General features: G+C 69.9%; 27 protein-coding genes. 3 read left to right on the forward strand and 24 right to left on the reverse strand.

Annotation, left to right across the window (positions count from 1 at the left end):
• Positions 1–10 precede the first annotated feature (10 nt).
• The 11 genes from OHA68_RS12100 to dacB all read right to left on the reverse strand — a co-directional run bounded on the left by OHA68_RS12100 (position 11) and on the right by dacB (position 9,914).
• Positions 11–466: a DUF3180 domain-containing protein gene (locus OHA68_RS12100; protein ID WP_327107721.1), complete on the reverse strand. Its 456-nt coding sequence runs from the start codon at positions 464–466 to the stop codon at positions 11–13.
• Entirely contained in the window at positions 463–966 is a 504-nt protein-coding gene (gene folK, locus OHA68_RS12105) for a 2-amino-4-hydroxy-6-hydroxymethyldihydropteridine diphosphokinase (RefSeq protein WP_327107722.1), read from the reverse strand. Before folK ends, OHA68_RS12100 begins: the two co-directional genes overlap by 4 nt.
• Positions 963–1,328: a dihydroneopterin aldolase gene (gene folB / locus OHA68_RS12110; RefSeq protein WP_327107723.1), complete on the reverse strand. Its 366-nt coding sequence runs from the start codon at positions 1,326–1,328 to the stop codon at positions 963–965. Before folB ends, folK begins: the two co-directional genes overlap by 4 nt.
• The gene (locus OHA68_RS12115) at positions 1,318–1,764 is read right to left on the reverse strand and encodes a nuclear transport factor 2 family protein (protein ID WP_189137779.1); all 447 of its coding nucleotides are present in this window, start codon (positions 1,762–1,764) and stop codon (positions 1,318–1,320) included. The genes folB and OHA68_RS12115 overlap by 11 nt, the downstream gene beginning before the upstream one ends.
• On the reverse strand, positions 1,761–2,612 hold the full coding sequence (folP, locus tag OHA68_RS12120; protein ID WP_327107724.1) for a dihydropteroate synthase: 852 nt from the start codon (positions 2,610–2,612) through the stop codon (positions 1,761–1,763). The genes OHA68_RS12115 and folP overlap by 4 nt, the downstream gene beginning before the upstream one ends.
• A 203-nt stretch (positions 2,613–2,815) precedes the next feature.
• On the reverse strand, positions 2,816–3,394 hold the full coding sequence (gene folE / locus OHA68_RS12125) for a GTP cyclohydrolase I FolE (protein ID WP_189137778.1): 579 nt from the start codon (positions 3,392–3,394) through the stop codon (positions 2,816–2,818).
• Positions 3,391–5,385, reverse strand: a complete 1,995-nt coding sequence (gene ftsH, locus OHA68_RS12130; protein ID WP_327107725.1) for an ATP-dependent zinc metalloprotease FtsH — start codon at positions 5,383–5,385, stop codon at positions 3,391–3,393. Before ftsH ends, folE begins: the two co-directional genes overlap by 4 nt.
• A gap of 238 nt (positions 5,386–5,623) precedes the next feature.
• Positions 5,624–6,175, reverse strand: coding sequence for a hypoxanthine phosphoribosyltransferase (hpt, locus tag OHA68_RS12135; RefSeq protein ID WP_327107726.1), 552 nt, complete (start codon positions 6,173–6,175; stop codon positions 5,624–5,626).
• Positions 6,176–6,186: 11 nt separating this feature from the next.
• Positions 6,187–7,188 (reverse strand): tRNA lysidine(34) synthetase TilS, encoded by a 1,002-nt coding sequence (gene tilS, locus OHA68_RS12140; RefSeq protein WP_327107727.1) that lies wholly within the window; start codon positions 7,186–7,188, stop codon positions 6,187–6,189.
• Positions 7,189–7,314: 126 nt separating this feature from the next.
• The gene (locus tag OHA68_RS12145; RefSeq protein ID WP_189137774.1) at positions 7,315–8,391 is read right to left on the reverse strand and encodes a zinc-dependent metalloprotease; all 1,077 of its coding nucleotides are present in this window, start codon (positions 8,389–8,391) and stop codon (positions 7,315–7,317) included.
• 110 nt (positions 8,392–8,501) lie between these two features.
• Positions 8,502–9,914 (reverse strand): D-alanyl-D-alanine carboxypeptidase/D-alanyl-D-alanine endopeptidase, encoded by a 1,413-nt coding sequence (gene dacB, locus OHA68_RS12150; RefSeq protein WP_327107728.1) that lies wholly within the window; start codon positions 9,912–9,914, stop codon positions 8,502–8,504.
• Positions 9,915–9,999: 85 nt separating this feature from the next.
• On the opposite strand from dacB, the gene OHA68_RS12155 reads away from it, so the two are divergent.
• Positions 10,000–10,494 (forward strand): inorganic diphosphatase, encoded by a 495-nt coding sequence (locus OHA68_RS12155; RefSeq protein WP_189137772.1) that lies wholly within the window; start codon positions 10,000–10,002, stop codon positions 10,492–10,494.
• Between the two features lies 1 nt (position 10,495).
• On the opposite strand, the gene OHA68_RS12160 is transcribed toward OHA68_RS12155, so the two are convergent.
• From OHA68_RS12160 to OHA68_RS12190, 7 genes are all read right to left on the reverse strand, one after another.
• Entirely contained in the window at positions 10,496–11,608 is a 1,113-nt protein-coding gene (locus OHA68_RS12160; protein ID WP_327107729.1) for a C40 family peptidase, read from the reverse strand.
• Between the two features lie 55 nt (positions 11,609–11,663).
• Positions 11,664–13,055, reverse strand: coding sequence for a hypothetical protein (locus OHA68_RS12165; protein WP_327107730.1), 1,392 nt, complete (start codon positions 13,053–13,055; stop codon positions 11,664–11,666).
• Between the two features lie 156 nt (positions 13,056–13,211).
• Positions 13,212–14,018 (reverse strand): hypothetical protein, encoded by an 807-nt coding sequence (locus tag OHA68_RS12170; RefSeq protein ID WP_327107731.1) that lies wholly within the window; start codon positions 14,016–14,018, stop codon positions 13,212–13,214.
• An 88-nt stretch (positions 14,019–14,106) separates the two neighbouring features.
• Positions 14,107–15,720, reverse strand: a complete 1,614-nt coding sequence (locus OHA68_RS12175; RefSeq protein WP_189137768.1) for an ABC-F family ATP-binding cassette domain-containing protein — start codon at positions 15,718–15,720, stop codon at positions 14,107–14,109.
• A 65-nt stretch (positions 15,721–15,785) separates the two neighbouring features.
• Positions 15,786–16,436, reverse strand: a complete 651-nt coding sequence (locus OHA68_RS12180) for a YoaK family protein (RefSeq protein WP_327107732.1) — start codon at positions 16,434–16,436, stop codon at positions 15,786–15,788.
• 73 nt (positions 16,437–16,509) lie between these two features.
• A complete protein-coding gene (locus OHA68_RS12185) occupies positions 16,510–17,133 on the reverse strand; it encodes a DJ-1/PfpI family protein (RefSeq protein WP_189137764.1) in 624 nt (207 codons plus the stop codon).
• 3 nt (positions 17,134–17,136) lie between these two features.
• Positions 17,137–18,105: a GlxA family transcriptional regulator gene (locus OHA68_RS12190; protein ID WP_327107733.1), complete on the reverse strand. Its 969-nt coding sequence runs from the start codon at positions 18,103–18,105 to the stop codon at positions 17,137–17,139.
• 173 nt (positions 18,106–18,278) lie between these two features.
• Between OHA68_RS12190 and OHA68_RS12195 the strand changes: the two genes are divergently transcribed.
• The gene (locus OHA68_RS12195) at positions 18,279–18,698 is read left to right on the forward strand and encodes a peptidase inhibitor family I36 protein (RefSeq protein WP_327107734.1); all 420 of its coding nucleotides are present in this window, start codon (positions 18,279–18,281) and stop codon (positions 18,696–18,698) included.
• Positions 18,689–19,597, forward strand: a complete 909-nt coding sequence (locus tag OHA68_RS12200) for a hypothetical protein (protein ID WP_327107735.1) — start codon at positions 18,689–18,691, stop codon at positions 19,595–19,597. The genes OHA68_RS12195 and OHA68_RS12200 overlap by 10 nt, the downstream gene beginning before the upstream one ends.
• Here the strand turns inward: OHA68_RS12200 and OHA68_RS12205 are convergent.
• The 6 genes from OHA68_RS12205 to OHA68_RS12230 form a co-directional block, all read right to left on the reverse strand.
• Positions 19,587–20,111: a DUF305 domain-containing protein gene (locus OHA68_RS12205; protein ID WP_327107736.1), complete on the reverse strand. Its 525-nt coding sequence runs from the start codon at positions 20,109–20,111 to the stop codon at positions 19,587–19,589. The genes OHA68_RS12200 and OHA68_RS12205 overlap by 11 nt on opposite strands.
• A gap of 43 nt (positions 20,112–20,154) precedes the next feature.
• Entirely contained in the window at positions 20,155–20,892 is a 738-nt protein-coding gene (locus tag OHA68_RS12210) for a neutral zinc metallopeptidase (protein ID WP_189137760.1), read from the reverse strand.
• A 59-nt stretch (positions 20,893–20,951) separates the two neighbouring features.
• Positions 20,952–21,098, reverse strand: coding sequence for a DUF6203 family protein (locus tag OHA68_RS12215; protein WP_327107737.1), 147 nt, complete (start codon positions 21,096–21,098; stop codon positions 20,952–20,954).
• A 51-nt stretch (positions 21,099–21,149) separates the two neighbouring features.
• Positions 21,150–22,343, reverse strand: a complete 1,194-nt coding sequence (locus tag OHA68_RS12220; protein ID WP_327107738.1) for a cytochrome P450 — start codon at positions 22,341–22,343, stop codon at positions 21,150–21,152.
• A 63-nt stretch (positions 22,344–22,406) separates the two neighbouring features.
• Complete coding sequence (locus OHA68_RS12225; protein ID WP_327107739.1) at positions 22,407–23,189, reverse strand: hypothetical protein; 783 nt, start codon at positions 23,187–23,189, stop codon at positions 22,407–22,409.
• Between the two features lie 370 nt (positions 23,190–23,559).
• A complete protein-coding gene (locus OHA68_RS12230; protein WP_327107740.1) occupies positions 23,560–24,060 on the reverse strand; it encodes a hypothetical protein in 501 nt (166 codons plus the stop codon).
• Between the last annotated feature and the right edge of the window lie 84 nt (positions 24,061–24,144).

Genomic DNA, 24,144 nt, shown 5'->3' on the forward strand with positions numbered 1-24,144 from the left:
AGGTGAGCCACTACTTGGGGCTCTGATCCTCGGAGTCCTTGGGGATGCGGCAGGCGTACTCCAGGAAGAGGGCGGCGGCGATCAGTGCCACGCACGACAGGAACGAGCCGGTCGCGATGAAGAACTCCACGCGCGGCGTCTCCTTGGCGAACAGCTGCAGCGTGTGCAGGGCGAAGCCGGCGAACAGGCCCGCGAACATCGCGCCGCCGTAGGCGGAGGCCTTGGCCAGGGCCGCCATCCGGGCCACGGCCAGCGGCTCCACCGGCTTCGTGCCGGGCTTGCGGTCGATCCTGGCCTTGATCATCCAGCCGCTGTAGGCCTCGCCGATCGCCAGCAGCAGCACGGTGGGAACCGCGGTCCACGGCAGGATCACCAGGTCGGTGTAGATCAACCGGACGAGCAGCCAGGCGGCCAGCGCGACGACGACGACGATGCCGACGAGGACACCCGGGCGGGTGGGCCTCAATCGGGCTCCTGCAGTTTCAGCTCGGCCCGCAGCCGGACGCCCTGCGGGTCCAGGCCCGCGAGCAACTCCGCGATCCTGCCCCGGCCGGGCACCTCACCCTCGGGGTCGACCTCGAACCACGGCACGAGCACGAACGCGCGCTCGTGCGCCAGCGGGTGCGGGAGCGTCAGGTCGGGCTCGTCGCAGACGGTGTCGCCCACCACGATCAAGTCGATGTCGAGCGTGCGCGGCCCCCAGCGCTCGGCACGGACCCGCCCGAAGGCGTTCTCGACGCCCTGCGCCCGCTCCAGCAGCGTCTGCGGCGGCAGCGTGGTCTCCGCGACGACGATCGCGTTGAGGAACGGCCGCTGCCCCTCAGGACCGCCGACCGGGTCGGTCTCGTAGACGGGGGAAGCCCTGACGAAGGCCAGGCCGGGTGCGTCGAACAAGGTGTCGATGGCGCCCTGCAGGGTGTCGAAACGTCGGCCCAGGTTGCTTCCCAGGGACAGGATTGCCTTCATGGACGGCTCCGCTCGATGGTCACCACCACGTCGTCGAACGGCAACGGGATCGGTGCGGCCGGCTTGTGCACGCTCACCTCGACCGACTCGACGATCTCACTGCCCAGGCAGACCTCGGCCAAGCGCTCCGCGAGCGTCTCGATCAACTCGACCGGCTCACCCTCCACCACCTTGACCAGCGCCTGGGCGAGCTCGCCGTAGTCGACGGTCCTGGTCAGATCGTCGCCGGCGGCGGCGGGCCCGGTGTCGAGGAACAAGGTCGCGTCGATGATGAACTCCTGGCCGAGCTCCCGCTCGGCGGCGAGCACACCGTGTCTCCCCCGGGCCCGCAGGCCCCTCAGCACGATCCGGTCAGCGCTCAAGCTCGTCTTCCTCCTCCTCGTCGTCGTCACTCTGCAACACCGGCGAACCATGGTGCATCCACAGCCGCCAGCCCTGCGCGGTGCGGACATAGACGTTGCTGGCCACCACCTTGCCCGCGGCGAAGCTGGACTCACCCTCCTCGCCCGCGGTCAGTATGTTCTCGACGCAGGTCAGGACGGCCACGTCGCCCAGCACCGTGGTGCTGACGTCGGTGAGCACGAACTGGATGTAGGTCGTGTTGGCCATGATCAGCGCCCACGACCGCAGCACCTCCGACCTGCCCGCCAGCAGGGTCCAGCCCGGATGGACGCAGCTCACCTGCTCGTCGGCGGTGTCCTCCGCCCAGACCTCGGTCATCTTGTCGAGGTCGGCGTCCTCGATGGCGGTGTAGAAATCCTGGTTGACCGTCTCGATCGCGGCAGTGTCGACGCTCATGTGTTGGCTCCGGCTCTCTTCCATGCTGCGGCCACGCGGACGGCATCGGCATTGGGACCTACGTGGTGCACCCGCACACACCAGGCGCCCTCACGGGCGGCCAGCGCGGTCACCGCCAGCGTGGCGTCGTCACTGTGGCTGAACGGGCGCGGCGTGCCCTCGGCGTCGGCGAGCAGCCGTCCGAGGAATCTTTTGCGCGAAGCTCCGATGAGCAACGGATAGCCCAGCTCGGCCAGGCGCGGGAGGGAGGCGAGCAGCTCCCAGTTGTGGGCGGCGTTCTTGGCGAAGCCCAGCCCGGGGTCGAGCACGATCTGCTCCTCGGAGACCCCCTCGGCCAGCACGAGGTCGACCCGCTTGGCCAACTCCTCGCGCACCTCGGTCACCACGTCGTGGTAGACGGCGCGCCGCTCCATGTCCTCGCTGTGGCCCCGCCAGTGCATCACCACATAGGACACGCCGGTGGCGGCCACCACGCGGGGCATCTCGGGGTCGGCCAACCCGCCGCTCACGTCATTGACCAGCCTCGCCCCCGCCTCGACCGACGCCAGGGCCACCTCGGCCCGCATCGTGTCGACGCTGACGGCCACGCCCGCCGCGCTGAGCGCCCTGATCACGGGCACCACCCGGGCGAGCTCCTCCTCCAGGGACACCCTGGCGGCTCCCGGCCTGGTCGACTCACCGCCCACATCGACGATGTCGGCTCCCTCGGCGACCAGTCCGAACCCGTGCCGGATGGCCGCCTCCTCGTCGAACCAGAGACCGCCGTCGGAGAACGAGTCGGGCGTCACGTTGACCACGCCCATGACGAGGCACCGGTCCTCGTCGCCCAGCCCCGGCACCCTAGTCATGTGCCCAAGCCTAGGCGCTCGACCATACCCGGTGATATCGCGGGTCCCCAGTTGTAAATAACGATCCCTGCGCGCTTGCGACGCATCCGGATCACGTACGTGATCACCCTCGTGACGCGGCCGGGCCGGGCCCGCGAGGCCCGGAACAGCCGGCAGGAGAGCGGTCTGCGCCTCGGCCGGCCGAGGCGGCGGGGGGCCAGCCGTCAGCGTCCCAGGATCAGCGCCATCGCCTCGGCGCGGGTCTTGTCACTGGTACGGAAGTCGCCACGGACTGCGGAAGTGACGGTCTTGGCGCCCGGCTTGCGGACACCGCGCATGGTCATGCACAAGTGCTCGGCCTCGATCACCACGATCACGCCGCGCGGCTCCAGCACCCGCATCATCCCGTCGGCGATCTGCGAGGTCATCCGCTCCTGGACCTGGGGCCGCCGGGCGAACACGTCGACCAGGCGGGCCAGCTTGGACAGCCCCGTCACCTGGCCCTGCTCGTTGGGGATGTAGCCGACGTGGGCGACGCCGTAGAAGGGGACCAGGTGGTGCTCGCAGGTCGAGTAGACCTCGATGTCCTTCACCAGGATCATCTCGTCGTGGTCGACGTCGAAGACCTTGGTGAGCACGTCCTCGGGGATCAGGCCGAGGCCGGAGAACTGCTCGGCGTAAGCGCGAGCCACCCGGGAAGGAGTCTCGAGAAGGCCGTCACGGTCGGGATCCTCGCCGATGGCGTAGAGGATCTCGCGGACGGCCTTCTCGATCCGTCCCGAATCTACGTTGTGCGCTTTCACGCACTGTCTCCAGAGGGCAGCGCGTCCTGGTGACCCGTGGTGAGCGAGCCGTTGCCGGACTGCTCCTTCGGGGTCAGGATCGGCGGCCGGTCAGAAGGGAGCCGCTTGCCGTATCCCGCGTAGGACGGCCGGTGCTCCCGGACCACCACGGAGGCGAAGATGTCGACCACCTGCTGGCGGGAGAGCGTCTCCTTCTCCATGAGCTCGAGCACGAGGTTGTCGAGCACGTCGCGGTATTCGACCAGGATGTCCCACGCCTGGTCGTGCGCCGTCTCGATCATCCGGCGGACCTCCTCGTCGATCGTCGAAGCGATCTTCTCGGAGTAGTCGCGCTCGTGGCCCATCTCGCGGCCCAGGAAGACCTCGGCGTTGCCGGTGCCGAACTTACGGGCGCCGAGCTGCTCGCTCATGCCGTACTCGGTCACCATGCGGCGGGCGACGGCCGTGGCCTTCTCGATGTCGTTGGAGGCGCCGGTGGTGGGCTCGTGGAAGACGAGCTCCTCCGCCGCGCGGCCGCCGAGCAGCATCGCGAGCTGGTCCATCATCTCCGACCTGGTGGCCAGGAACTTGTCCTCCATCGGCAGCGTCATCGTGTAACCGAGGGCGCGGCCGCGGGACAGGATCGTGATCTTGTGCACCGGGTCGGAATTGGGCAGCGCGTGCGCCACCAGTGCGTGACCGCCCTCGTGATAGGCGATCATCTTCTTCTCCTTGTCCGACATGACCCGCGTCTTGCGCTCGGGCCCTGCCATGACACGGTCGATCGACTCCTCGAGCAGCTCCATCGTGATCAGCTTCTGGTCGGCGCGCGCGGTGAGCAGCGCCGCCTCGTTGATCACGTTGGCCAGGTCGGCGCCCGTGAACCCGGGGGTCCGGCGGGCGATGACGTCGAGGTCGACGTCCGGCGCGAACGGCTTGCCGCGACCGTGCACCTTGAGGATGCCCTTACGGCCCTCAAGGTCGGGACGGTCGACGGTGACCTGCCGGTCGAACCGGCCGGGACGCAGCAGCGCCGGGTCCAGGATGTCGGGCCGGTTGGTGGCGGCGATGAGGATCACGCCGCCCTTGACGTCGAAGCCGTCCATCTCGACCAGCAGCTGGTTGAGGGTCTGCTCGCGCTCGTCGTGACCGCCGCCCAGGCCGGCGCCGCGGTGGCGGCCGACGGCGTCGATCTCGTCGATGAAGATGATCGCCGGCGCGTTGGCCTTCGCCTGCTCGAACAGGTCGCGCACCCGGGAGGCGCCGACGCCGACGAACATCTCGACGAAGTCCGAGCCGGAGATCGAGTAGAAGGGCACCCCGGCCTCGCCCGCGACCGCGCGGGCCAGCAGGGTCTTGCCGGTGCCGGGCGGGCCGTACAGCAGCACGCCCTTGGGGATCTTCGCGCCGATCGCCTGGAACTTGGCCGGGGCCTGCAGGAACTCCTTGATCTCCTGGAGCTCCTCGATGGCCTCGTCCGCGCCCGCGACGTCGGAGAAGGTGGTCTTCGGGGTGTCCTTGCTGATCAGCTTGGCCTTGGACTTGCCGAACTGCATGACCCGCGAGCCGCCACCCTGCATCTGGTTCATGATGAACAGGAAGATCAGCACGATGATGACGATGGGGAGGAAGCTCACCAGCAGGCTGACCAGGAAGCTCTCCTGGGGCACGTCGGTGGCGAAACTGTCGGTCTTCTTGGCGTCGACCTGCGCCTGCAGCTCGTCGGTCAGCTTGCTGCCGTAGCCGGTGACCCAGTCAGACTGGATCGTCTTGGTCGGGGTGTCACTCCCGCCGATCGTGATCGCCTTGTGCAGCGTCACCTCGATGCGCTGCTCTTTGTCGATGATCTTGGCGTTGCTGACGTTTCCGGTGCGGATCTGCTGGAGCACCGTTGACGTGTCGGCCTGCTTGAAGTTGCCGCCGCCGCTCCAGAGCTGGGTGACGAGCAGGAGCAGCACGACGATGCCCAGGATCCACAGCAGTGGCCCACGTGTAAATCGCTTGAGATCCATCCGATGCGGAACCCCTTGCGGGCCCGTCCCTTCCTGACCATGGCCTGGAACCCCGGGTGGTCCCCGGGGCCGCGACATCCGACGCCGCGACTTCATGACTACCCGAAGGGGACACTGGGTCACCCTCCCGGAGTCAGAAGGTACACCGGAGAAGCGCGCGGAGGCACCGCCCGCTACACCGGCCTTGCCCTACCAACGTACGTCAAGGTGTGCGGTGTTCCCCGCGCCGCGAAGATCTCTATCTGTAAACGTGTGGCGCGAGGGTCCCGATGAACGGAAGGTTCCGGTAACGCTCGGCATAGTCGAGCCCGTAGCCGATCACGAACTCGCTGGGGATGTCGAAACCGACGTACTTGACCTCCATCGGCACCTTGATGGCGTCGGGCTTGCGCAGCGCGGCGCAGATCTCCAGGGAGGCCGGGTTGCGCGACTTGAGGTTCTCCAGCAGCCAGTGCAGGGTCAGCCCGGAGTCGATGATGTCCTCGACGATCAGGACGTGCCGGTCCAGGATGTCGGTGTCCAGGTCCTTGAGCACCCGCACGACGCCGGACGACTTGGTGCCCGCGCCGTAGGACGACACCGCCATCCAGTCCATCTGCACCGGCACGTGCAGGGCCCTGGCCAGGTCGGCCATCACCATGACGGCACCCTTGAGCACGCCTACGAGCAGGAGCTCCTTGCCGTTGTAGTCCTCGTCGATCCGGCCTGCCAGCTCTTTGATCCGGGCCTGGAGCTCGTCCTCGGGGATGAGGACTTTCTCGAGGTCGTTGCCCATGTCGGCAGAGTCCACCTGTTGGTTCCTTACGCGATAGGACTGATGGCGAGTATCAGAGTGCCATATCGCCGCACGGCCGCCAGACCACCGGGTAGGTCCAGGGCCTTCTGCCCGTGCCAGTGGGTGATCAGGCGCTCCACGGCCAGCACGTGCGCCGCTGACAGCGCGCCGGACGGCGCGCCCGCCGCGATCGCGGCCCGCCGCAGCACCCGCCGCCGCACCGCCCCCGGAGCCCTCTCCAGCCCCTGTACGGCCAGCGTCACCTGCCCCTCGGTATCGCTTAGAGCGCAATCGCGGAAGACCGTTCCGGCCCACTCGTCGAGTGCGTCGGCGTCGTCCCTGGCGAGCTTCGAGGTCCTGGCGAGCGCCTCGGCCACCCCTGGCCCGAGCTCCTGCTCCAGCACGGGCAGCACCCGGGACCGTACGCGGACGCGGGTGTAGCGGGGGTCGGCGTTGTGCGGGTCGTCCCAGAAGGCGAGGTCCAGCGCCCGGCAGGCGGCGACCGTGACGTTCCTGGGCAGGTCCAGGAGCGGCCTTCGGTAGCGGCCTGCGGCCGGGGCCATCCCCGACAGGGATCTCAGGCCGCTGCCTCTGGCCAGCCCCAGCAGCACAGTCTCGGCCTGGTCGTCGCGCGTGTGACCGAGCAGGACCGCGTCGGCGCCCAGCCGGTCGGCCGCCGCGGCCAGCGCCTGATATCTGGCGTCCCGGGCCGCGGCTTCCGGGCCGCCGGCCGTACCGACGGTGACGGTGAGCACCTCGCCGAACCCCAGCCCGAGCGCCGGCGCGAGCGCGGCGACCTCGGTTGCGCGCGCGGCCGAGCCCGGCTGCAGCCCGTGATCCACGCTGAGCAGCCCGGCCCGCAGCCCTCTGCGGGGGGCGACGAACCCGAGCGCGGCGGCCAGGGCGAGCGAGTCGGCCCCGCCGCTGCAGGCGGCGAGCACCAACCGGCCCTCGCCGATGTCCGCGAGGGCCTCGCGCACCGCCCTGCGGACGTCGGCCACGGCCGGATGTGGTCCCACACCCGCCATTCTCCCCGGCCCAGCACCCGGGAAGGACGAATCCCCTCCCCCCGGAGGTCGGGGATCTCCGGCCCGGGGACCCGGAAGCAGATCTCTCCCCTCCCTGCGGTCAAGGAGGGGAGGTCGGCCCGTGGGTCAGTTGGGGAGGGCGGGGGTGCCGATGACGCGGCGGACCCAGGCGTCCGGGTCCGAGATCTCGGCGGGAGTGGGCAGGGTGTTAGGAGAGGTCCAGACGCGGTTGAAGCCGTCCATGCCCGCCTGGCCCACGACCTTGCGGACGAAGGCCGCACCCTCGGCGTACTGCTTCATCTTGAGGTCGATGCCCAGCAGGCGGCGGATGGTGCGATCGAGCTTGGAGCCGCCCTCGCGGCGCTGGGCGAACTTGGCCCGGATCTGCGCCACCGACGGGACCACGGACGGGCCGACCGCGTCCATCACGAAGTCGCCGTGGCCCTCCACGAGCGTCATGACGGCCGTCAGGCGGTCCAGGATCTCCTTCTGGTGCGGCGACTGGATGACGTCGATGAGGTTGCCCTCGCCGCCCCTGACCACGTCGGCCACCGTGTCGGCGGCACCGCGCAGGCGGTCCACCAGGGTCGGCAGGTCCAGGTCGGAGGCCAGCAGGAACTCGGTCATCTGCGAGCGGACGTACTCGCGCAGCCACGAGACGCCGGTGAACTGCACCCGGTGCGTCTCCTCGTGCAGGCAGACCCACAGGCGGAAGTCGTGCGGGTTGACGTTGAGCTCACGCTCGGCGTTGACGATGTTGGGCGCGACGAGCGTGAGCCGGCCGGCCGGTTCGCGACCCGTCGGGTCCGGCGGCAGGAACAGCTCGTACTGGCCGAGCACCCGGGTGGCGAGGAAGGCCAGCACCGCGCCCACCTCGACGCCGGTGATCCGGGAGCCGACGGCGCTGACGATGGCCGGCGGCGGGTTGGCGGAACTGCTCACCCGCTGGGTGAGCGGCTCCAGCACGACCCGGAAGCCCTCGACGTTGGCCTTGATCCAGCCGGGCCGGTCGACGATGGTCGCCACCTGTGGCGCGGTCTCGGTGTGAATTCTGGTGAATTCGCGCACATGCCCTTCGGCCTCGCGCGACAGCGTGCGGAGCTCGGCGACGGCCTGCCTGGCCTCCTCGCGACTCACTTGAGGACCGGGGCGCACAAGGCGCGTGCCGGTCGTGACGGCCAGATCCCAGTCGATCACCTGCATACCGTCCACCGTACGTGCTCGTCGCTCAGCCCGCGAAAGGGCGCCGGTGTCCGGAGGCGAAGCGATCTCGGCCGGGCCGCGATCGCCGTCGGACACGCGGCGGCGCGCCCTCATGAGCGGGCGACGATGGCCGCCAGTCTGTCGAGGGTGGGCTCGGCGTAGGCCGGGACCCGGTCGGCCATGAAAGCGAAGGTGACGAGTCTGCCGTCCTTGGTGGTGGCGAGGCCGGCCAGGGTGTTGACGTTGTTGAGGGTGCCCGTCTTAGCCCTGACCAGCCCGACCTGGCCCTTGCTGTCGCCGCCGGTGAAGCGCCTGCCGTTGCCGAGGGTGCCGGAGAAGCCCGCGATGGGCATGCCGGAGGCGACCGCGTGCAGGCCGGGCTGGGTGGGCGAGCCGGCGGTGCTGATCAGTGTGGCCATCGCGGCGGCGCTGATCCGGTTACGGATGGACAGGCCGCTGCCGTCGTGGACCTCGACGCCCTTGGCCACGCCGAGCCGCTGGAGCACCTGGATCATGGCCGTGGTGGCGCCCTGGAAGGTGGCCGGCCGGCCTTCCTTGATGGCCACGTGCCGGGCCAGGGCCTCGGCCAGGTCGTTGTCGCTGAGGGTCAGCGTGCGCTCGACGAGGGCGTAGACGGGGGCCGATTCGACCTTGCCGAGTTCGGGCGCCGCAGGGGCCGCCTTGGCCGGGCGGATCGTCCTGGCCGTGGCGACGCCGTACCTGCGCAGCAGCTTGGCGAAGGCGGCGGCGGCGTACTTGGGCGGGTCGGACACCCGCGGCTGGCGGTGGGCCGGGTGCTGCCTGCCCTCGTCCATGGCCAGCGCGTGGACGGGCGCCACCTCCCCGTCGGGGATGTAGCCGGCCTTCCAGCCGGGGGCGATCGGCGAGCCGGTGAACAGGGAGTCGTCGTAGGAGAGCGTGACCTTGGTGACACCCCGCGCCTTGAGCGCCGTGGCGGCGCGGGAGGCGAGCGCGGCGAGCGACGCCTGCTCTGGGTAGGGCTTCGCCTTGGCCGACGGGCCGGCCAGGGTCGGGTCGCCGCCGCCGACCAGGACGATCGAGTCGGCGGTGGCGCCCTGCACCACGCGGGTGGACAGGCGGACGTCGGGGCCGAGCGAGGCGAGCGCCGCCACGCACGTGGCGATCTTGGTGGTGGAGGCGGGGACGATGCCCGCGTCCGCGTTGGCGGCGAAGATCCGCTCACCGGTGACCGCGTCGAGAACGACGGCTCCCACCCGGCTGCCCAGCGCTTTGTCACCCAGGGCATCGGTGAGCTGTCGCGTCAAAGTACCCTTGGTCGGGAGAGGTCCGTCTCCTGATCTCACCGGCAGCTGGGCCAGCACAGGCCCCGCGGTGACCACGGGGGCGGGGGGATCCCCTTCAGGAGACGCGGTCGGTTCGGTCGGTGATGACAGCGCGCTCAGGTCGAGGTCGTTGTTCATCGCGTAGACGCCGGTGACGACGGTCACGACCTGCAGCATGGCGAGAGTGGCCAGCATCACCAGTCGCTCGTGCCGTACCACGTCGCCTGACCTCTTTCCTGGTGTTCGCCTACGAGACATTAACGCCCGACCGGGAGTGCCCGGGGGTGCGAGTGGAGGAACCGCGGTGGAGTTCGACGTTGTCGTTGAGATTCCCAAGGGACAACGGAACAAATACGAAGTGGACCACGAGACCGGCAAAATCAGGCTGGACCGGCTGTTGTTCACCTCCACGCAGTACCCCGCCGACTACGGCTTCATCGAGCACACGCTGGGTGAGGACGGCGACCCGCTCGACGCGCTGGTGCTGCTCCAGGAGCCGACGTTCCCCGGCTGCTACATCACCTGCCGGGCGGTCGGCATGTTCCGGATGACCGACGAGAAGGGCGGCGACGACAAGGTCCTCTGCGTGCCCGCCACCGACCCCCGCATGGCCCACATTCAGGACATTCACCACGTGCCGGAGTTCGACCGGCTGGAGATCCAGCACTTCTTCGAGGTCTACAAGGACCTGGAGCCGGGCAAGTCGGTCGAGGGCGCCAACTGGGTCGGCCGGCTGGAGGCCCAGGCGGAGATCGAGCGGTCCTTCCAGCGGGCCAAGGACGAGGGCTTCAACCACTGAGTCAGCGGGGCCTGGTGGCGCCCACCAGGTCCCCCCGCCACATCGAGGCGACCCGTACCACGTCGCCGGTCTGCGGGGCGTGCACCATGAGGTCGCGCCCGACGTACATGCCGACGTGGTGGATGGTCGCGGGGTCGTTCTTGTCGTAGCCGAAGAACAACAGGTCGCCACGGCGGAGCTGGTCGAGCGGGACGTGCGGGCCGGAGGTCCACTGGGTGCCCGTCCAGTGGTCCATCCGCACGCCGGCCTGCTCCCATGCCCGCATGGTCAGGCCCGAGCAGTCATAGCTCGACGGCCCGTCCGCCGCCCACAGGTAGGGCTTGCCGAGCTGGGTCAGCGCCCAGTTGGCGGCCACGTCGCCGTTGGCCGAGCCGCTCGCCGAGACGCCCAGCCCGATGTGGTCCAGCGCCGCCGCCCGCCGCCTGGCCAGCAGGTCCACCCGGGTGCGCGCCGCGGCCACCCGCCGCCGCATCTGGTTCCTGTCGACCCGTAGCGCCCGGGTGTCGCGCCGCTGCCTGGCCACCGCGGCCTCGGCGGTGCTCCTGGCCCGGTCGGCGCGCGCCGCGGCCGCCTCCTGCGCGGCCTCGGCCCCGGCCGCGTGCACGCGCAGGATCGTGGCGACCTCCTCCGCGTCGCGCAGCCGATCGAGGAGGGCGGCGCGCTCGCGGCCGAACTGCTGGATCACGCTCATCCGGTGCAGCTGGCCGTCGGTGTCGCCGCTGTCGCTGAGCAGCATGACGAGCTCATTGTCCAGGCTCATCCCGCCGTACGCCTGCGCGGCCAGCAACGCCACCGGCTGCCGGGCGATCTCGACCTCGGCCACCGCGGCGGCGGCGCGCGCGTCGGCCCGCAGCCGCTCCTCCTCGGCCCGCCTCAGCTGGACGAGCTCGCCGTTGTAGGCCTCCACCAGCCGCTCCGCCTCGGCCGACAGCCGGTCCAGCCGCCCCTGCGCCTCGGCCAGCCGAGCGGCCGCGATGCCCAGCTGTCTCGACCGATGGTGTACGGCCTGCCGCGCCTTGGCGATGTCACGCGACGACGGCCCGGGCTCGGCGTAGACCGGCGGGCACAGCACGACGATGAGACAAGCGACCAGAAAACCGGCCCTGACCTGCATAGAGTCCCCCTAGTCACTCTATGCACACAGTTCCCTACTGTTACCTTCCGTAACGTTACTTCGGCTCCGAATCAGGGGGGACCGTCGAGGTGGGCGGCGTGTGGCTGGGCACCACCGTCGGGACGACGGTCTCGGGCGGCGAGAACGTGGGCGGCGGAGGTGGCGGCCGGGTGGGCGGCCGGGTGGGCGGGGGCGCCGGGCTGACGATCGGGGTGGGCGGCAGGCTGGGCGTCGGGCAGGGGGTCGGGACCGGCCTGCGCGTCGGCTCGGTCGGCCGCAGGGTCGGGTCGGCCGCCTGGGTGCTGCGGGTCGGGGACGGCCGCCCGTCGTCGACCGGGACGAGCAGCGAGGGCAGCGCGCTCGTGGTCACGACTCTCACCGGCGTCGTCGCGAGCGGGCGGGTGGACGTAGTGTCGAGGAGCGGTTCGACGCTGTCGCGCTCCGGTTGCACCCGCGCCTGCCAGGGAAGCGTGATGCCCGGCGGCTCGCCCGCCGGCGGGAAGGCCACCGTGGCGACGCCCGGCACGCCGCCGTCGACCTCCTTGCCGAAGAAGCCGAAGATCAGCCCTATCGCCACCATGGTCGCGACCGCCGCCACCGCGCCCGCCAGCGCGCGAGGCCACATGCGAGGCCGCCGTCCGCCGGCAAGGGGAAATCCGGCGGCGTCGAGGGCCTCCGACCTCCTGGCCACATAGCGCCGATAGAGGAACAGCTCCGGGTCGACGATGCAGCTCAGCACCCGGACCCTGGTCGCCTCCGGCAGCGTGACCTGGGGCAGCAGCTCGAACACCTTGGCCGCCGACACCTGGCGGCTCAGGTGCGGGGCGCAGGTCTCGCAGATCGGGAGGTGCTCGACGAGCCGCCGGCGCAGGTCGTCGGTCAGCTCGCCCGCGAAGCCGGTCAGGATGCGGGCCCGCTGCGGGCAGTCGTACGGGCCCTTCCTGGCCAGGATCTCCGCGGTGATCCCGTCGCGCAGCCGGTCGCGGGCTTCGTCGTAGAGCTCCACCACCTCGTGCAGGGCAAGGCCGAGCACGGGCGCGAGCTGCTTGGTGGTCAGCCCGTGCCGGGCCACCAGGTCGAGCACCTCGCCGTCGGCCGGGGCCAGGCCGCGCACCGCGTTGCGGGCCATCAGGCGCAGGTCGGCGGCGCCCGGCTCCGGACCGTCGAGTGTCTCCTCCGCGTCCCGGGGCAGGGCGATCCGCCGGCGCATGCACTCGCCGCGGGCCAGCGCGTAGAGCCAGGGCCGCAGCATGCCGGGATCGGCCAGCGAGGCGGCGTGCGCCTCCGCCGCGATCAGCACGTCCCGCAGCGCCACCTGAGCGCTGTCGGTGTTGTGCAGAAGGAACCAGCAGTATCGGTAGATGCCCTCGGCGTGCGTGTCGTACAGCGCGGTGAGGGCACCCGGGTCGCCCGCGCGCAGCGCTTCGACCAGGACGCGGTCATTCATGTCACTGAAGGTAATGGATTAGTAACTTGCAGTTCTACCGTTTCCGCGCGATAGCCGTACCTTGTCACTCCGAGGCCATAAAACGCTTCTCGCTTTGTACGCGGATAGCTGGAAAACAGCATGCCGATACCTGATTTATTGGCTTATTTCGGAGATTTACTGCTCCCGACCGGAGAAGGCCTGACTTCCTCGGTCTGTCTGGAACGGTGGGGTGGTCGGTTTGATCGTGTGCATGGGCACCGCGCCGCCGAGCGCCAGGTCCTCGAAGGGCCGGCCGGTCGAGCCCCAGGTCCGGGCGTTCACCTCGGTCCTGGCCACCGAGCTCCCCTTGGGCAGCTCCGGGACGGTCAGGATGAACCGGGGCGGGCTGCCCGCCTTCACGTCGTCCACGAACGTGCTCCCGCCGCCGAGCAGCTTGCCCGTCTTGTCCCGCAGCAGCGCGTTCACCACCAGGCTGCTCGCGGGCAGCCGGTACGGGTTGCCGACATAGCCCGTGACCAGGTACGAGCCATCCTTCTGCGGCAGCGTCTGCACCCGCGACACCGGGAACGACCGGAAGGCCGAGGCGATGCGGGCGGCCGGCCGCCACTGCGCGGGCCGGTAGTCGATCGTCACCTTGACCGGCTTCTGGCCGGCCCTGGCCTCGCCCGTGAAGGCCAGCGACCCGCCGGGCGGCACGGCGTCCAGCGGCTGGTCCATCCGCACCACCTCCTTCCCGGCGGCGTCACGGCCGACGATGGTGGCCACCACGTGCTCGCCGAAGTGCCACGGATTGACGTTGGCGAGCACTCCGGCCCAGTTCACGGCGTATCCGTCGGCCGACTTGACGACGTTCGACGCCTGCTCCTTGAGCGTGAGCGGCTTGAGCTGCTGCTGTTGCTGGGACGGTCCATCCTGCGAGCACCCGGTGAGGCAGATCGCCCCGAGTGCGAGGAGGCTGACGGTTAGGATGCGCGGGATCACTTTGCCGTGATAACCGGTTCATGGGCACGAACGGCACATGACACGCGCCAGCCGTACCAAGTCTTTAACCGGACTCTTCGCCGGACAGTTATCCGCGAGGCCGTACCACGCGCCTTTCATCCCAGACCGGCTGCGGCGATTCGTATACCGTTCCGTCGGAGCCGAACACCAAATAGCGGTCGAAATCAGCGGCGAACCAGCGGTCGTGCGTGACCGCCATGACCGTGCCGTCGAAGGCGTTCAGCCCCACCTGGAGCGCCTCGGCGCTGGCCAGGTCGAGGTTGTCGGTCGGCTCGTCGAGCAGCAGCAGCGTCGCGCCCGACAGTTCCAGCAGCAGGATCTGCAGCCGGGCCTGCTGACCGCCCGACAGTGTGTCGAACCGCTGCTCGGCGACCAGTCCGGCCAGCTCGTAGCGGGCCAGGATCTTCATGGCCTCGTTCTTCAGCCGGGCGTGCTCGGACATCACGATCTCGACGGGCGTGCGGCCGAGCAGGTCCGGCCGGGCGTGCGTCTGCGCGAAGTGGCCGGGCACCACCCGGGCGCCGAGCCTGGCGACCCCCGTGTGGGCGACCTGGGTGCCCGCGATCAGCCGCAGGAAGTGCGACTTGCCCGAGCCGTTGGAGCCGAGCACGGCCACCCGCTCGCCGTACCAGATCTCCAGGTCGAACGGCCGCATGAGGCCGGTGAGCTCGAGCTCCTCGCAGATGACCGCGCGCTTGCCGGTGCGTCCGCCGCGCAGGCGCATGGTGATGTTCTGGTCGCTGGGCGTCTCCTCGGGCGGTCCCGCCTCCTCGAACCGGCGCAGCCGCGTCTGGGCCGCATGGTAGGGCGCCGCCATGCCGTCGTTGTAGCGGGCCTTGTTCTTCAGCATGTTGACCAGGGCCTTGAGCTTGGCGTGCTCCTCGTCCCAGCGCCGGCGCAGCTCGTCGAGCCGGTCGTTGCGCGCCTTCCTGGCCTCGGCGTAGGTGCCGAAGCCGCCGCCGTGGATCCAGATGCCGCCGGACTCCACGGTGACGATCCGGTCGGCGGCGTTGGCCAGCAGCTGGCGGTCGTGGCTGACCAGCAGCACGGTCTTCGGCGTCTCGCGGAGTTGCTGCTCCAGCCACTCCTTGCCGGGCACGTCGAGGTAGTTGTCGGGCTCGTCGAGCAGCAGTGTCTGATCCGGCCCACGCAGCAGCGCCTCTAACACCAGCCGCTTCTGCTCACCCCCGGACAGCGTCGACACATCCCGATATTTCACGCTGTCGTACGGCATGCCGAGTGCGGCCACCGTACAGGTGTCCCACAGCACCTCGATGTCGTAGCCACCGGCGTCGGTGTAGTCGGTGATGGCCTGCGCGTAACGCATCTGCGTCTTCTCGTCGTCGCGCTCCATCATCACCAGCTCGGCCCGCGCCAGCCGCTCCGCCGCCTGCCGCACGGCCGGCGGCGCGACGCTGAGCAGCAGGTCGTGCACCGTGCTGCCGTCCCGCACACTGCCGACGAACTGCCGCATCACGCCCAGCCCGCCAGAGCTCGCCACGCTGCCCTCGATCGGCTGCAGATCGCCCGCGACCAGCCGCATCAGCGTGGTCTTCCCCGCGCCGTTGGGCCCGACGAGCGCGGCCTTGACCCCATCGCCGATCCGAAAGGACACGTCGTTGAGCAGCGGCCGCCCATCGGGCAGCACGTATGTCAAATGTCCCACTTCGACGTGACCCATGCGCTGCAGGTTATCCGCCCGGCGCCCAGGATCGCACTTTCATTATCCTTCACGCACCGGCGGGATCACGGTTTCGTACGGGGGCAGAGGACGCCCGCGACGATCTCCAGCAGGGCGGCGGCCGCCAGAGCCGCCGCGGGATGCCAGGACAGCAGGAACGCGCCCGTCAGCGCGCCGGCGAACATCGCGACGACGGAGGCGACGCGACGCCCGATCCTCCCCTGCGACGGCAGCATGAACGTGCCCGCCAGCGCCCGCGTCAGCACCGTGGTGGGCAGGTCAGGCGCGGCCACCCGCAGAATGGTGACGTTGCGTGATCCCATCGTCGCCGCGAGCACCACGATGACGGCCAGGCGGTGCGGCGTCAGCTCGGCGGGGTGGCTGGGGAGGCCGAGGGCGAGCAGCGCCGCCACCATGAGCAGGGCGCCCTCGCCGCACACCGCGTACGTCAGCCAGCGCTCCGGCCGCCTGCGGCTCAGCGCGCCGTTGACCCGGTGCCCGGCCAGCGCGCCGAGCACGAAGGCCACCAGCGCCACGGCCGAGCCGGCGACCGGGATCGAGTGGTCGACCAGCCCGAAGCCGACGAACAGCACGTTGCCCGTCATGACCGCCGCGAAGACGCGGTCGAGGCCGAGGTAGCTGACCGCCTCGACCACGCCGGTGACGCCCGTGAGCAGGACCAGCGCGGTCGTCAGTCGTGACGTCGCGAAGGGCATCCTTCTTCATACGCGATCACGCCGCACCGACGTCGTGACCTTTACCGACCCGGGGGAAGATGCTGGCCGTACCTCACCCGAGCAGGCTCACCGCCCGTGCGCGCAGGTCCGCCGAGGCCGTCAGCGGCGAGCCGGCGTCGAACGGCGGCTGCGGGTCGTACTCGATGAGCAGTTGTACGGCCTCGGCGGTGTCCTGGCCGCTGGCCTTGGCCAGCAGTGTCAGCGCCATGTCGATGCCGGCCGAGACTCCGGCGGCGGTCACGATCTTGCCGTCCACGACCACCCGCTCGTGCACCGGCTCCGCGCCCATCCCCGACAGCTCGTCGACCGCCGCCCAGTGGCTGGTCGCCCGGCGCCCCTTCAGCAGCCCGGCCGCGCCCAGCAGGAACGCGCCGGAGCAGACGGAGGTCGTCCAGCGGGTGTGCTCGTGCGCCTCGCCGATCCAGCGGACGAGGGCCTGGTCGGAGAGCGCCTCCATGGTGCCCATCCCGCCGGGCACGACGATCACGTCGGGACTCGGCACGTCGGCGTAGCTCGCGGTGGCCTCGATGGTGAGGCTGCCCTGGTCGTCGGTCACCGGCCCCGGCTCGGCGGCCACGAAGGTGACCTGCCAGCCGGGGGCGAAGGCCAGCACGGTGTACGGGCCGATGGCGTCCAGCCCGGTGAAACCGTTGTAGAGGGGGATCACGGCGTGCATGGGTCAGGTCTCCTTCGAGTGGAACCGGCGGCGGTAGTCGCCGGGGGATACGCGCAGATGGCGGCGGAAGACCCGGTAGAGGGTCTCCGGCCTGCCCAGTCCCGACTCCCTGGCCACCCTGTCGAGTGCGTGGTCGGTGACTTCGAGCAGCCGCCTGGCGGTGTCGGCACGGCTGCGCTCGACGTACCGGCCCGGTGACAGGCCGGTCTGTTCGGTGAAGACGCGGGAGAAATGGCGCTCGCTCAGGCCGGCGCGGCGGGCCAGGGCGGGCACGCTCAGGTCCTCGGCCGGGTTGGCGTCGATGAACGCCTGGAGGTCGCGCAGCGGCTCGCTGCGCGGCCTGATGACGCTCATCGGCATGCTGAACTGGCTCTGCCCGCCCGGCCGGTGCAGGTAGACGACCAGCCCGCAGGCGACCTGCCTGGCCACCTCGTGCCCGTGGTCGTCGGCCACCAACGCCAGCGCCAGATCCATGCCGGCGCTGACCCCGGCGGAGGTCCACACCTCGCCGTCCCTGATGTAGATGGCGTCGGGCTCCACCATGACGTCCGGGTAGCAGGCGCCCAGCCGGCCGGTGAGCAGCCAGTGGGTGGTGGCCCGCCTGCCGTCGAGCAGCCCGGCCGCGGCCAGGACGAACGCGCCGCTGCAGACCGACGTGGTCCGGCGGGCCACCCGCGACAGGCGGACGACCTGCTCTATCAGCTCCGGGTCGCGCGCCTGCGTCATCGTGGTCGGGCCGCCGACCACCAGCAGGGTGTCGATCGGCCCGTGGATCTCGTTCAACGCCGCCTGGGCCACGACCTCGATCCCGTGGTGGGCGGCGGGCACCGCGCCGGCCTTGGCCGCGCCCACCTCGACCTGGTAGCCGTCCTGCCCGGTCAGCAACGTCGCCGCGGCGAACACGTCGGCCGGCCCTGACATGTCGAGGAGCTGGAAGCCCTCGTAGAGCACGATCACGATCCGCCGTTTCATACCCTTCATGCTGGTCAGGACGTGTCGTGGCGTCAATGACACGACCATTGCGCTTTACGCCATCGGGCCTCGGCGGCCCTTTACCCAAGACAGCGCGTCATGACTCTCAGCATGCGAAGAACCACGCTAGGTTACGGGGCGTTCTCACAACTCATCACCCAAGGAGATCCCCTGTGAGGCTGTCCACCCGAGTCGCCGGCGCCATCGCGGCGGCGGCCCTGTTCACCCTGGTCGCCCCGGTCCCCACCGCGACCGCCAGCCCCCGCTCCACCTGCTACGGCGGCCGCGTCTGCCTGTACGCCGGCTTCGACTACAACCGCGGCCAGACCGACCACTGGCGCGACTTCGTCCAGGACGACACCGACCTGTCCGACGACAACTGGCTCGCCTGGGACTACAGCAACTCCTGGCACAGCATGAACAACGAGACCAGCTCGGTCAGGAACCGCATCGGCTGCCCGATCACGCTGTGGCAGCACGCGTACTTCACCGGCGCGCACAGCACCTTCCTCAACGACTCCAACGACGGCTTCCTGGCCAACAACGCCGTCGGCAACAACCGCACCAGCTCCATCGACATCTGGTGCCGCTGACCCGGCGCAGCGCCGGTTTCCGGGCTTCACCGGAAACCGGCCGCCACGCCAGACCGCCGCTCGTGCTCGGCGCCCTGCTCGTGGCGGTCACGGCCTGCGCGCAGCCACCACGGGCGCCCGAAACCACCCCCGGAGTCAGCGGGGTGGCCGATCTGAAGCTGCCGTTCGACGCCTACAAGCCCACGCCCGCCCAGCGGGCGCTCCTGGGCAACGCCCACAACCTGGTGGTCGTACGGTGCATGCGCCGGTACGGCATCACCGTGCACCCACCGGGCACGGACCAGGAGGCCATCGCCGCCGCCGACCCCGGCAACACCCGCCGCTACGGCGTGGTGGACCCGGCGCAGGCGGCCCGCTTCGGCTACCACCTGGCCTCGCGGACCTCGCCGTCCGGGTCGTCGCGGTGGGCGGACAAGCTGGGCCTGACCGCGAGCCGGCATCTGTACGGCAAGGAGGGCCGGCCCGGTTGCCTGGACCGGGCGCCGGACGTCCTGGCCCGCAGCGCGCCGGCGGCCGACTGGCAGTGGCTGGCGCTGCAGGACGCGCGCACCCTGGAGCGAGCCGCCAAGCGGGTGACGGTGCGGCGGGCCGTGGTCAAGTGGACGACGTGCATGAAGGCCGCCGGCCACTCCTATCCCTCGCCGGAGGCGGCCATCGCCGACCCCCGCTGGAACCTGGAGGGCACCGAGATCACCGCCGAGGAGAAGCGGGTCGCGGTCGCGGACACCTCGTGCAAGTGGTCGTCCGGCCTGGTGGCCGCCTGGTTCACCGCGGACGCCGAGCAGCAGCGGAAGATCGTGCTCAAGCACTCCGAACGCTTCGCCGACCTGCGCGACAACCTGGGCGAACGGCTCGACAGAGCCACCACCCTGCTGGGGCGCAAAGGGCTCACCGGCTGAGCAGGTCCCGCAGTTGCGCGACCTGCGCCCGGCGCGACTCCTGCACCTGCGCGGCCCACTGGGTGACGGCCGGCGCCACCCCGTCGCGAACCTCGTCCGCGGCCATCTGGACGGCGCCGTCCTGATGCGTGATCAGCAGGGTCAGCAGGTCGGATTCCAGGCTCGGGGACCGCTTGAGCTCGGCGATCCGCTTCTGGTCGATGTCCGGCAGCCCGCCATGATGATCGTGCGCGCCGTCCGGCGGGGTGAGCGGCTGCTCCCAGGAGTGCAGCCAGCGCAGCATCATCTCGACCTCGGTCTGCTGGGTGCTGGCGATGGCCGCCGACAACGTCTTGAGCTCGGGGGTGACCGCCCTGGCCGCGCCCACCTTGGCGATCTCGATGCCCTGCCGGTGGTGCTGCACCATCATCTGCACGAACCTGACGTCGGCGGCGTTGACCGGTGCGCTACCCGTCCCGCCCGTCCCGCAGGCGGCCACGAGCAGCAGTCCGAGAGCCGCTAAGACGTACCTCATGGCTTGCCAGCGTGGCACGCGGGCAGGCGATCCGTCGAGAGCCTCAGGCGACCTTGGATGAGGGCGCCTTCCAGGTGTTGCACACGCTCGGGCCACCCGCCTGATAGCCCTTCTTGGACCAGCCGAGGCGGTTGGCGGGCTTGCCCTCCCCCTTCAGCTTGTGGAACTCCGGCGGGTCCTGACCCTCGAAGACGGACTTCCAGTTCTTGACCGTACGGCCGAAGCTCTTGTAGGAGGCGGCGGTGAAGCAGTCGGCCTGGAGCTGGAGCCGGCGGAGCTGCTCGTCGATCTCGGGCTGCTCGCCTCCGTTCGGCAGTGCCTGCCAGGCCAGGCCGATACCGGTCTGAACCTGCACGATTCCGCTCCACGCGTCCGTGACCGCGGCGAACACCTTCGAGTCGTCCTTGTCCTTGATCCAATCGGCGGCCACCCGTACCCGGATGAAACTCAGGCACTGCTCGGCGAATGATCCCTTGACCTCCCGGCGCCAGTTGCAGGTTCGCTTCTCCTTCGTCTCCACGAACCCCACCTGCACTGGCTGGAGGTCGGGGACCGGCGACTTCCACGTCTTGCTCAGGCAGGTGACGAGGTCGTTGATGTACTTCGTCGTTGACGCCCTGGTCGTGCCCTTGACCAGCTTGCACGTGGTCTTGGGGAGCTTGCCCTTCTTGTAGATCTCGTTGTGGGTCAGCTCGGCGGCGCCCTTGACGGGATAGGCGTGCGCCGTACCGGACAGGAGCACTAAACCGGCGGCGGCGACCGCGCATGCGCGAATGATCATGCGGTCGAACATAGGGGTGCGCTCGCCAAAATGTCATTCTTTATCCGGAATTTCGTGATCTATCGCCGCCGGGCGCTGCCCGCATTCTCGGGCTGCGCACGCTGCATGCGCCGCCGCCGCTGCAGCCAGGCCAGCCCCAGAACCGCCAGCCCGATCGGCGTACGCGCCAACCGGCGGGCCACCAGGAACTTGAAGAACTTTTTCATGACGAGCCCTCTGCCCCTCAGCACGGCGAGCATGCTCACCCGGACGCCGGGTCACCAGGTGAGGAAGAGCGCCTCGGGGGCGCGGTGGATGAGGGTGGGCGCCATGGTGACGTCGGTCCGGGCCAGGCGCAGGCCAGGAAGCACACGGATCAGGATTTCCAGGGTTATCCGCACCTGCTCCTTGGCCAGCTGGGAGCCCGGACAGCCGTGCGGGCCGTGGCCGAAGGAGACATGGCGGGCCGGCCGGGTGATGTCGAACTCGTCCGGACGTACGCCGGCGTCCGCGTCGCGCCCGGCCGAGGCGAAGGAGACGAAGACCACCTCGCCCTCGTGCAGCTCGGTGCCGCTCAGCGTCACCGTGGTGGTGACCGTACGCCGGAAGCCCTGGATGGGCGCGTCGAACCTGACCGCCTCCTCGATCGCCGCCGGGACGAGCTCCGGCCGCTCGACCAGCAGCTCCCACTGGCGGCGATCCCGGAGCAGGTTCAGCAGCACCGTGCCGAGCAGCGCGGTCGCGGTCAGGTGGCCCGCCAGCAGCAGGTTCTGGACGTTGGAGACGATCTCCTTGCGCTGGGCCGGCGCCAGGTCACCGGAGCCGGGCGCCAGCTCCCGCACCATCTCGGTGATCAGGTCGTCCCGCGGTTCTCGCCTGCGTGCGCGGGCGTACTCGTCGAGCAGGTGTTGCATGGCCACGATCTGCCGCGCGGCCTCGACCTGCTCCGCCTCGGTCAGCTCGGTGAACACCAGCGCCTCGGCCCGCTGCGCGCCGTGGATCGCGCCGGGGGTGTCGGCCGGATCCAGCCCGAGCAGGTGGCCGATCACGTCCGCGGGCAGCGGCCCGGCGTAGGCGGCCATCCACTCGGCCTGACCGTCGCCCGCGAACGAGCCGATGAGCGCCTCGGCCCGTGCGGTGACGTACGGGATGGTGGCGGCGATCCGCGCCGGGGACAGCCCCCTGGTGAGAGGGCGGCGCAGGCGCCGGTGCGCCTCGCCGTCGGCGCTGAGCACCGTCCGCGCCCCGCCGAACCCCTTGCTCAGCTCCGCCAGCGCGGCCCTGCCCGGCAGGTGATCGGGCCGCAGCGCGCTCACCGACGAGAACCGCTCCGGATCAGCCAGCACCTCGCGTACGTCCTGTCGCCGGCTGACCAGCCAGGCGTCCAGCTCGGGCAGAAAGGTGAGCCCGCGGGTCTCGCGTGCCTCGGCGTAGACCGGATAGGGGTCACGATAGAAGGCGTGTGGATGCACGTACCCATGGTCGCTCGTCGAGCCCCCTCGCGGCCGCTGTCGCGAGAGGGCTTTTCCGCTTCGCTACGGACGGCTGATCGACTCGCAGCCGACCGGCGCGTCCGCCGCGTCGGCGATCACCGTGTCGTTCTCACTACCGCAGTCGATCTTCGTGTCCTTGGTGCCCTGGAGGTCGTCGGCGTCGAGGATGTCCTCGCCGCCCCGGCCTTCGAGGGTGTCGCTGCCCTCGCCACCGATCAGCCTGTCGAAGACACTGCTCCCGATCAGGGTGTCGGCCCCGACGGTGCCCACGATGGTCTCCACGTCCTTGGTGACGTCGTCGCGGTCGATCGACCGGCCGTCCCGCTGCGCGCGGTTGTCCTTGGTCACCGTCACCGGCTGGCCGCTGGACCCGTAGTCCACCGTGTCGCTCCCGGCTCCGCCCACGTAGGTGAAGCTCGTCCCCTCGAAGCCGCGCCCGGCCAGGAAGGTGTCCCCGCCACCGCCCCCGTTGATCGTTCCGCCGACCCCCACCAGCAACGAGAACCGGTCGCTGCCGCCGCCCAAGGTGGCGTTGACCGTGGTGACACCGGTGCCGCAGTTCACCTCGTTGGCGGAGACCTGCTCGCAGCCCGCCCCTGCCTGTGCCACGACCTGCCCGAACACGTGCAGCCGGCCGCTCACGGCCTGGAGTGTGATGTTGTCGCTCCTGGAGATGGAACCCGCCGTGATGGTCACGGTCTCACCGCTCCTGGTCACGGTCGGCTCCCCCGCGGCGGCATTGCCCGTTCCGGGCGTCATGGCCAGCAGACCGGCGGCCAACCCGCCGAGCAGGGACAGTCGTACGGCGTTTTTGAAGTTGTTCATGGTCATTACCCCGTATGGATCTTGGCGGGCTCTCTGCATGAGCACCGCTCGCGTTCGATCCAACGATGAACCAGAACATTATTCTCTTCTGCGCACAAGTCCATGTATCAAACCCACACCGACCTGCAAAAGTACACACCCAACCGAAGCATCCACGCCGCCCCCGTGACCCCTTCGGACCCCGGCTCAAGCCGCCCGCACTGCTGAAGGTGAGTGGGAAGCCTGGCATCTCGCGCCATGGCTGCCGGCGCCAACCGTCACAGGTCCAGGAAGGCATGAATCACGGTTCGCCCGGCTTGCTGTACGGCGCCGCTCTACGAGATGAAAGAGGCCCTCCCGGATCATCTGGACCGGAGCGATTTGTTCTGTGTCACCGCGGCCGTCGCCTCTTGTCATGCCTCCGTTGAACGGCGGGCGGGTTTCCCACGCGGGGTGCGGGGGGAGCTCCGAGCACGTCGTCGAGGAAGATCGTGACCCACCACCGGCTCATGCCGCAGTCGTTCACCTCGGTGGCGATCTCCCTGCCGCATGCCTCACACGCCAGGTTGGGCCCATCGTCCGGCCCCCAGCCGCAGCATCCGCCCCCGGGGGGATCCGGAGGGCAGGTCAACGCGATGATGTCCGCCACATTCACCACGATCGATCTGCCTGGCCCATTGGACACGAACTCGCGACCGAAGCCCGCGATGGCGATGTACGGCTTCCACCTGACTGACCGCGGATTGACCGCGAACCTGCCCTGCGGGATCAGCTGCGGCTTCTCATCAGTCAGGCTGAGCTCACGATCGGGCTGAATGCCAGTGGGGTAGTCGGTCTCTTCCAGGTCCAACGTCACAGCCGTACCGCACGTAGCGCAGGTGAACATGACCATTGTCGTGAATGTAGTCGAATCCCGAGCGTCCGCCTGGCACAGAAAGGGTGCTTTCAACTCGATGGCTCCGGCGTCAGCCACCTA

Origin of the sequence: Nonomuraea glycinis (genome assembly GCF_035920485.1) — a bacterium.
Taxonomy (GTDB): domain Bacteria; phylum Actinomycetota; class Actinomycetes; order Streptosporangiales; family Streptosporangiaceae; genus Nonomuraea; species Nonomuraea glycinis.

Coding starts and splice junctions, on each gene's coding strand:
- OHA68_RS12180 (WP_327107732.1), bottom strand. CDS start 16,436: ATGCCCTTCGCGACGTCACGACTGACGACCGCGCTGGTCCTGCTCACG.
- OHA68_RS12230 (WP_327107740.1), bottom strand. CDS start 24,060: ATGGTCATGTTCACCTGCGCTACGTGCGGTACGGCTGTGACGTTGGAC.
- folK (WP_327107722.1), bottom strand. CDS start 966: ATGAAGGCAATCCTGTCCCTGGGAAGCAACCTGGGCCGACGTTTCGAC.
- OHA68_RS12145 (WP_189137774.1), bottom strand. CDS start 8,391: ATGCAGGTGATCGACTGGGATCTGGCCGTCACGACCGGCACGCGCCTT.
- OHA68_RS12115 (WP_189137779.1), bottom strand. CDS start 1,764: ATGAGCGTCGACACTGCCGCGATCGAGACGGTCAACCAGGATTTCTAC.
- OHA68_RS12215 (WP_327107737.1), bottom strand. CDS start 21,098: ATGAAAAAGTTCTTCAAGTTCCTGGTGGCCCGCCGGTTGGCGCGTACG.
- OHA68_RS12165 (WP_327107730.1), bottom strand. CDS start 13,055: ATGAATGACCGCGTCCTGGTCGAAGCGCTGCGCGCGGGCGACCCGGGT.
- tilS (WP_327107727.1), bottom strand. CDS start 7,188: ATGGCGGGTGTGGGACCACATCCGGCCGTGGCCGACGTCCGCAGGGCG.
- OHA68_RS12190 (WP_327107733.1), bottom strand. CDS start 18,105: ATGAAACGGCGGATCGTGATCGTGCTCTACGAGGGCTTCCAGCTCCTC.
- OHA68_RS12160 (WP_327107729.1), bottom strand. CDS start 11,608: ATGCAGGTCAGGGCCGGTTTTCTGGTCGCTTGTCTCATCGTCGTGCTG.
- OHA68_RS12225 (WP_327107739.1), bottom strand. CDS start 23,189: ATGAACAACTTCAAAAACGCCGTACGACTGTCCCTGCTCGGCGGGTTG.
- OHA68_RS12185 (WP_189137764.1), bottom strand. CDS start 17,133: ATGCACGCCGTGATCCCCCTCTACAACGGTTTCACCGGGCTGGACGCC.
- OHA68_RS12205 (WP_327107736.1), bottom strand. CDS start 20,111: ATGAGGTACGTCTTAGCGGCTCTCGGACTGCTGCTCGTGGCCGCCTGC.
- OHA68_RS12175 (WP_189137768.1), bottom strand. CDS start 15,720: ATGGGTCACGTCGAAGTGGGACATTTGACATACGTGCTGCCCGATGGG.
- ftsH (WP_327107725.1), bottom strand. CDS start 5,385: ATGGATCTCAAGCGATTTACACGTGGGCCACTGCTGTGGATCCTGGGC.
- folP (WP_327107724.1), bottom strand. CDS start 2,612: ATGACTAGGGTGCCGGGGCTGGGCGACGAGGACCGGTGCCTCGTCATG.
- OHA68_RS12210 (WP_189137760.1), bottom strand. CDS start 20,892: ATGATCATTCGCGCATGCGCGGTCGCCGCCGCCGGTTTAGTGCTCCTG.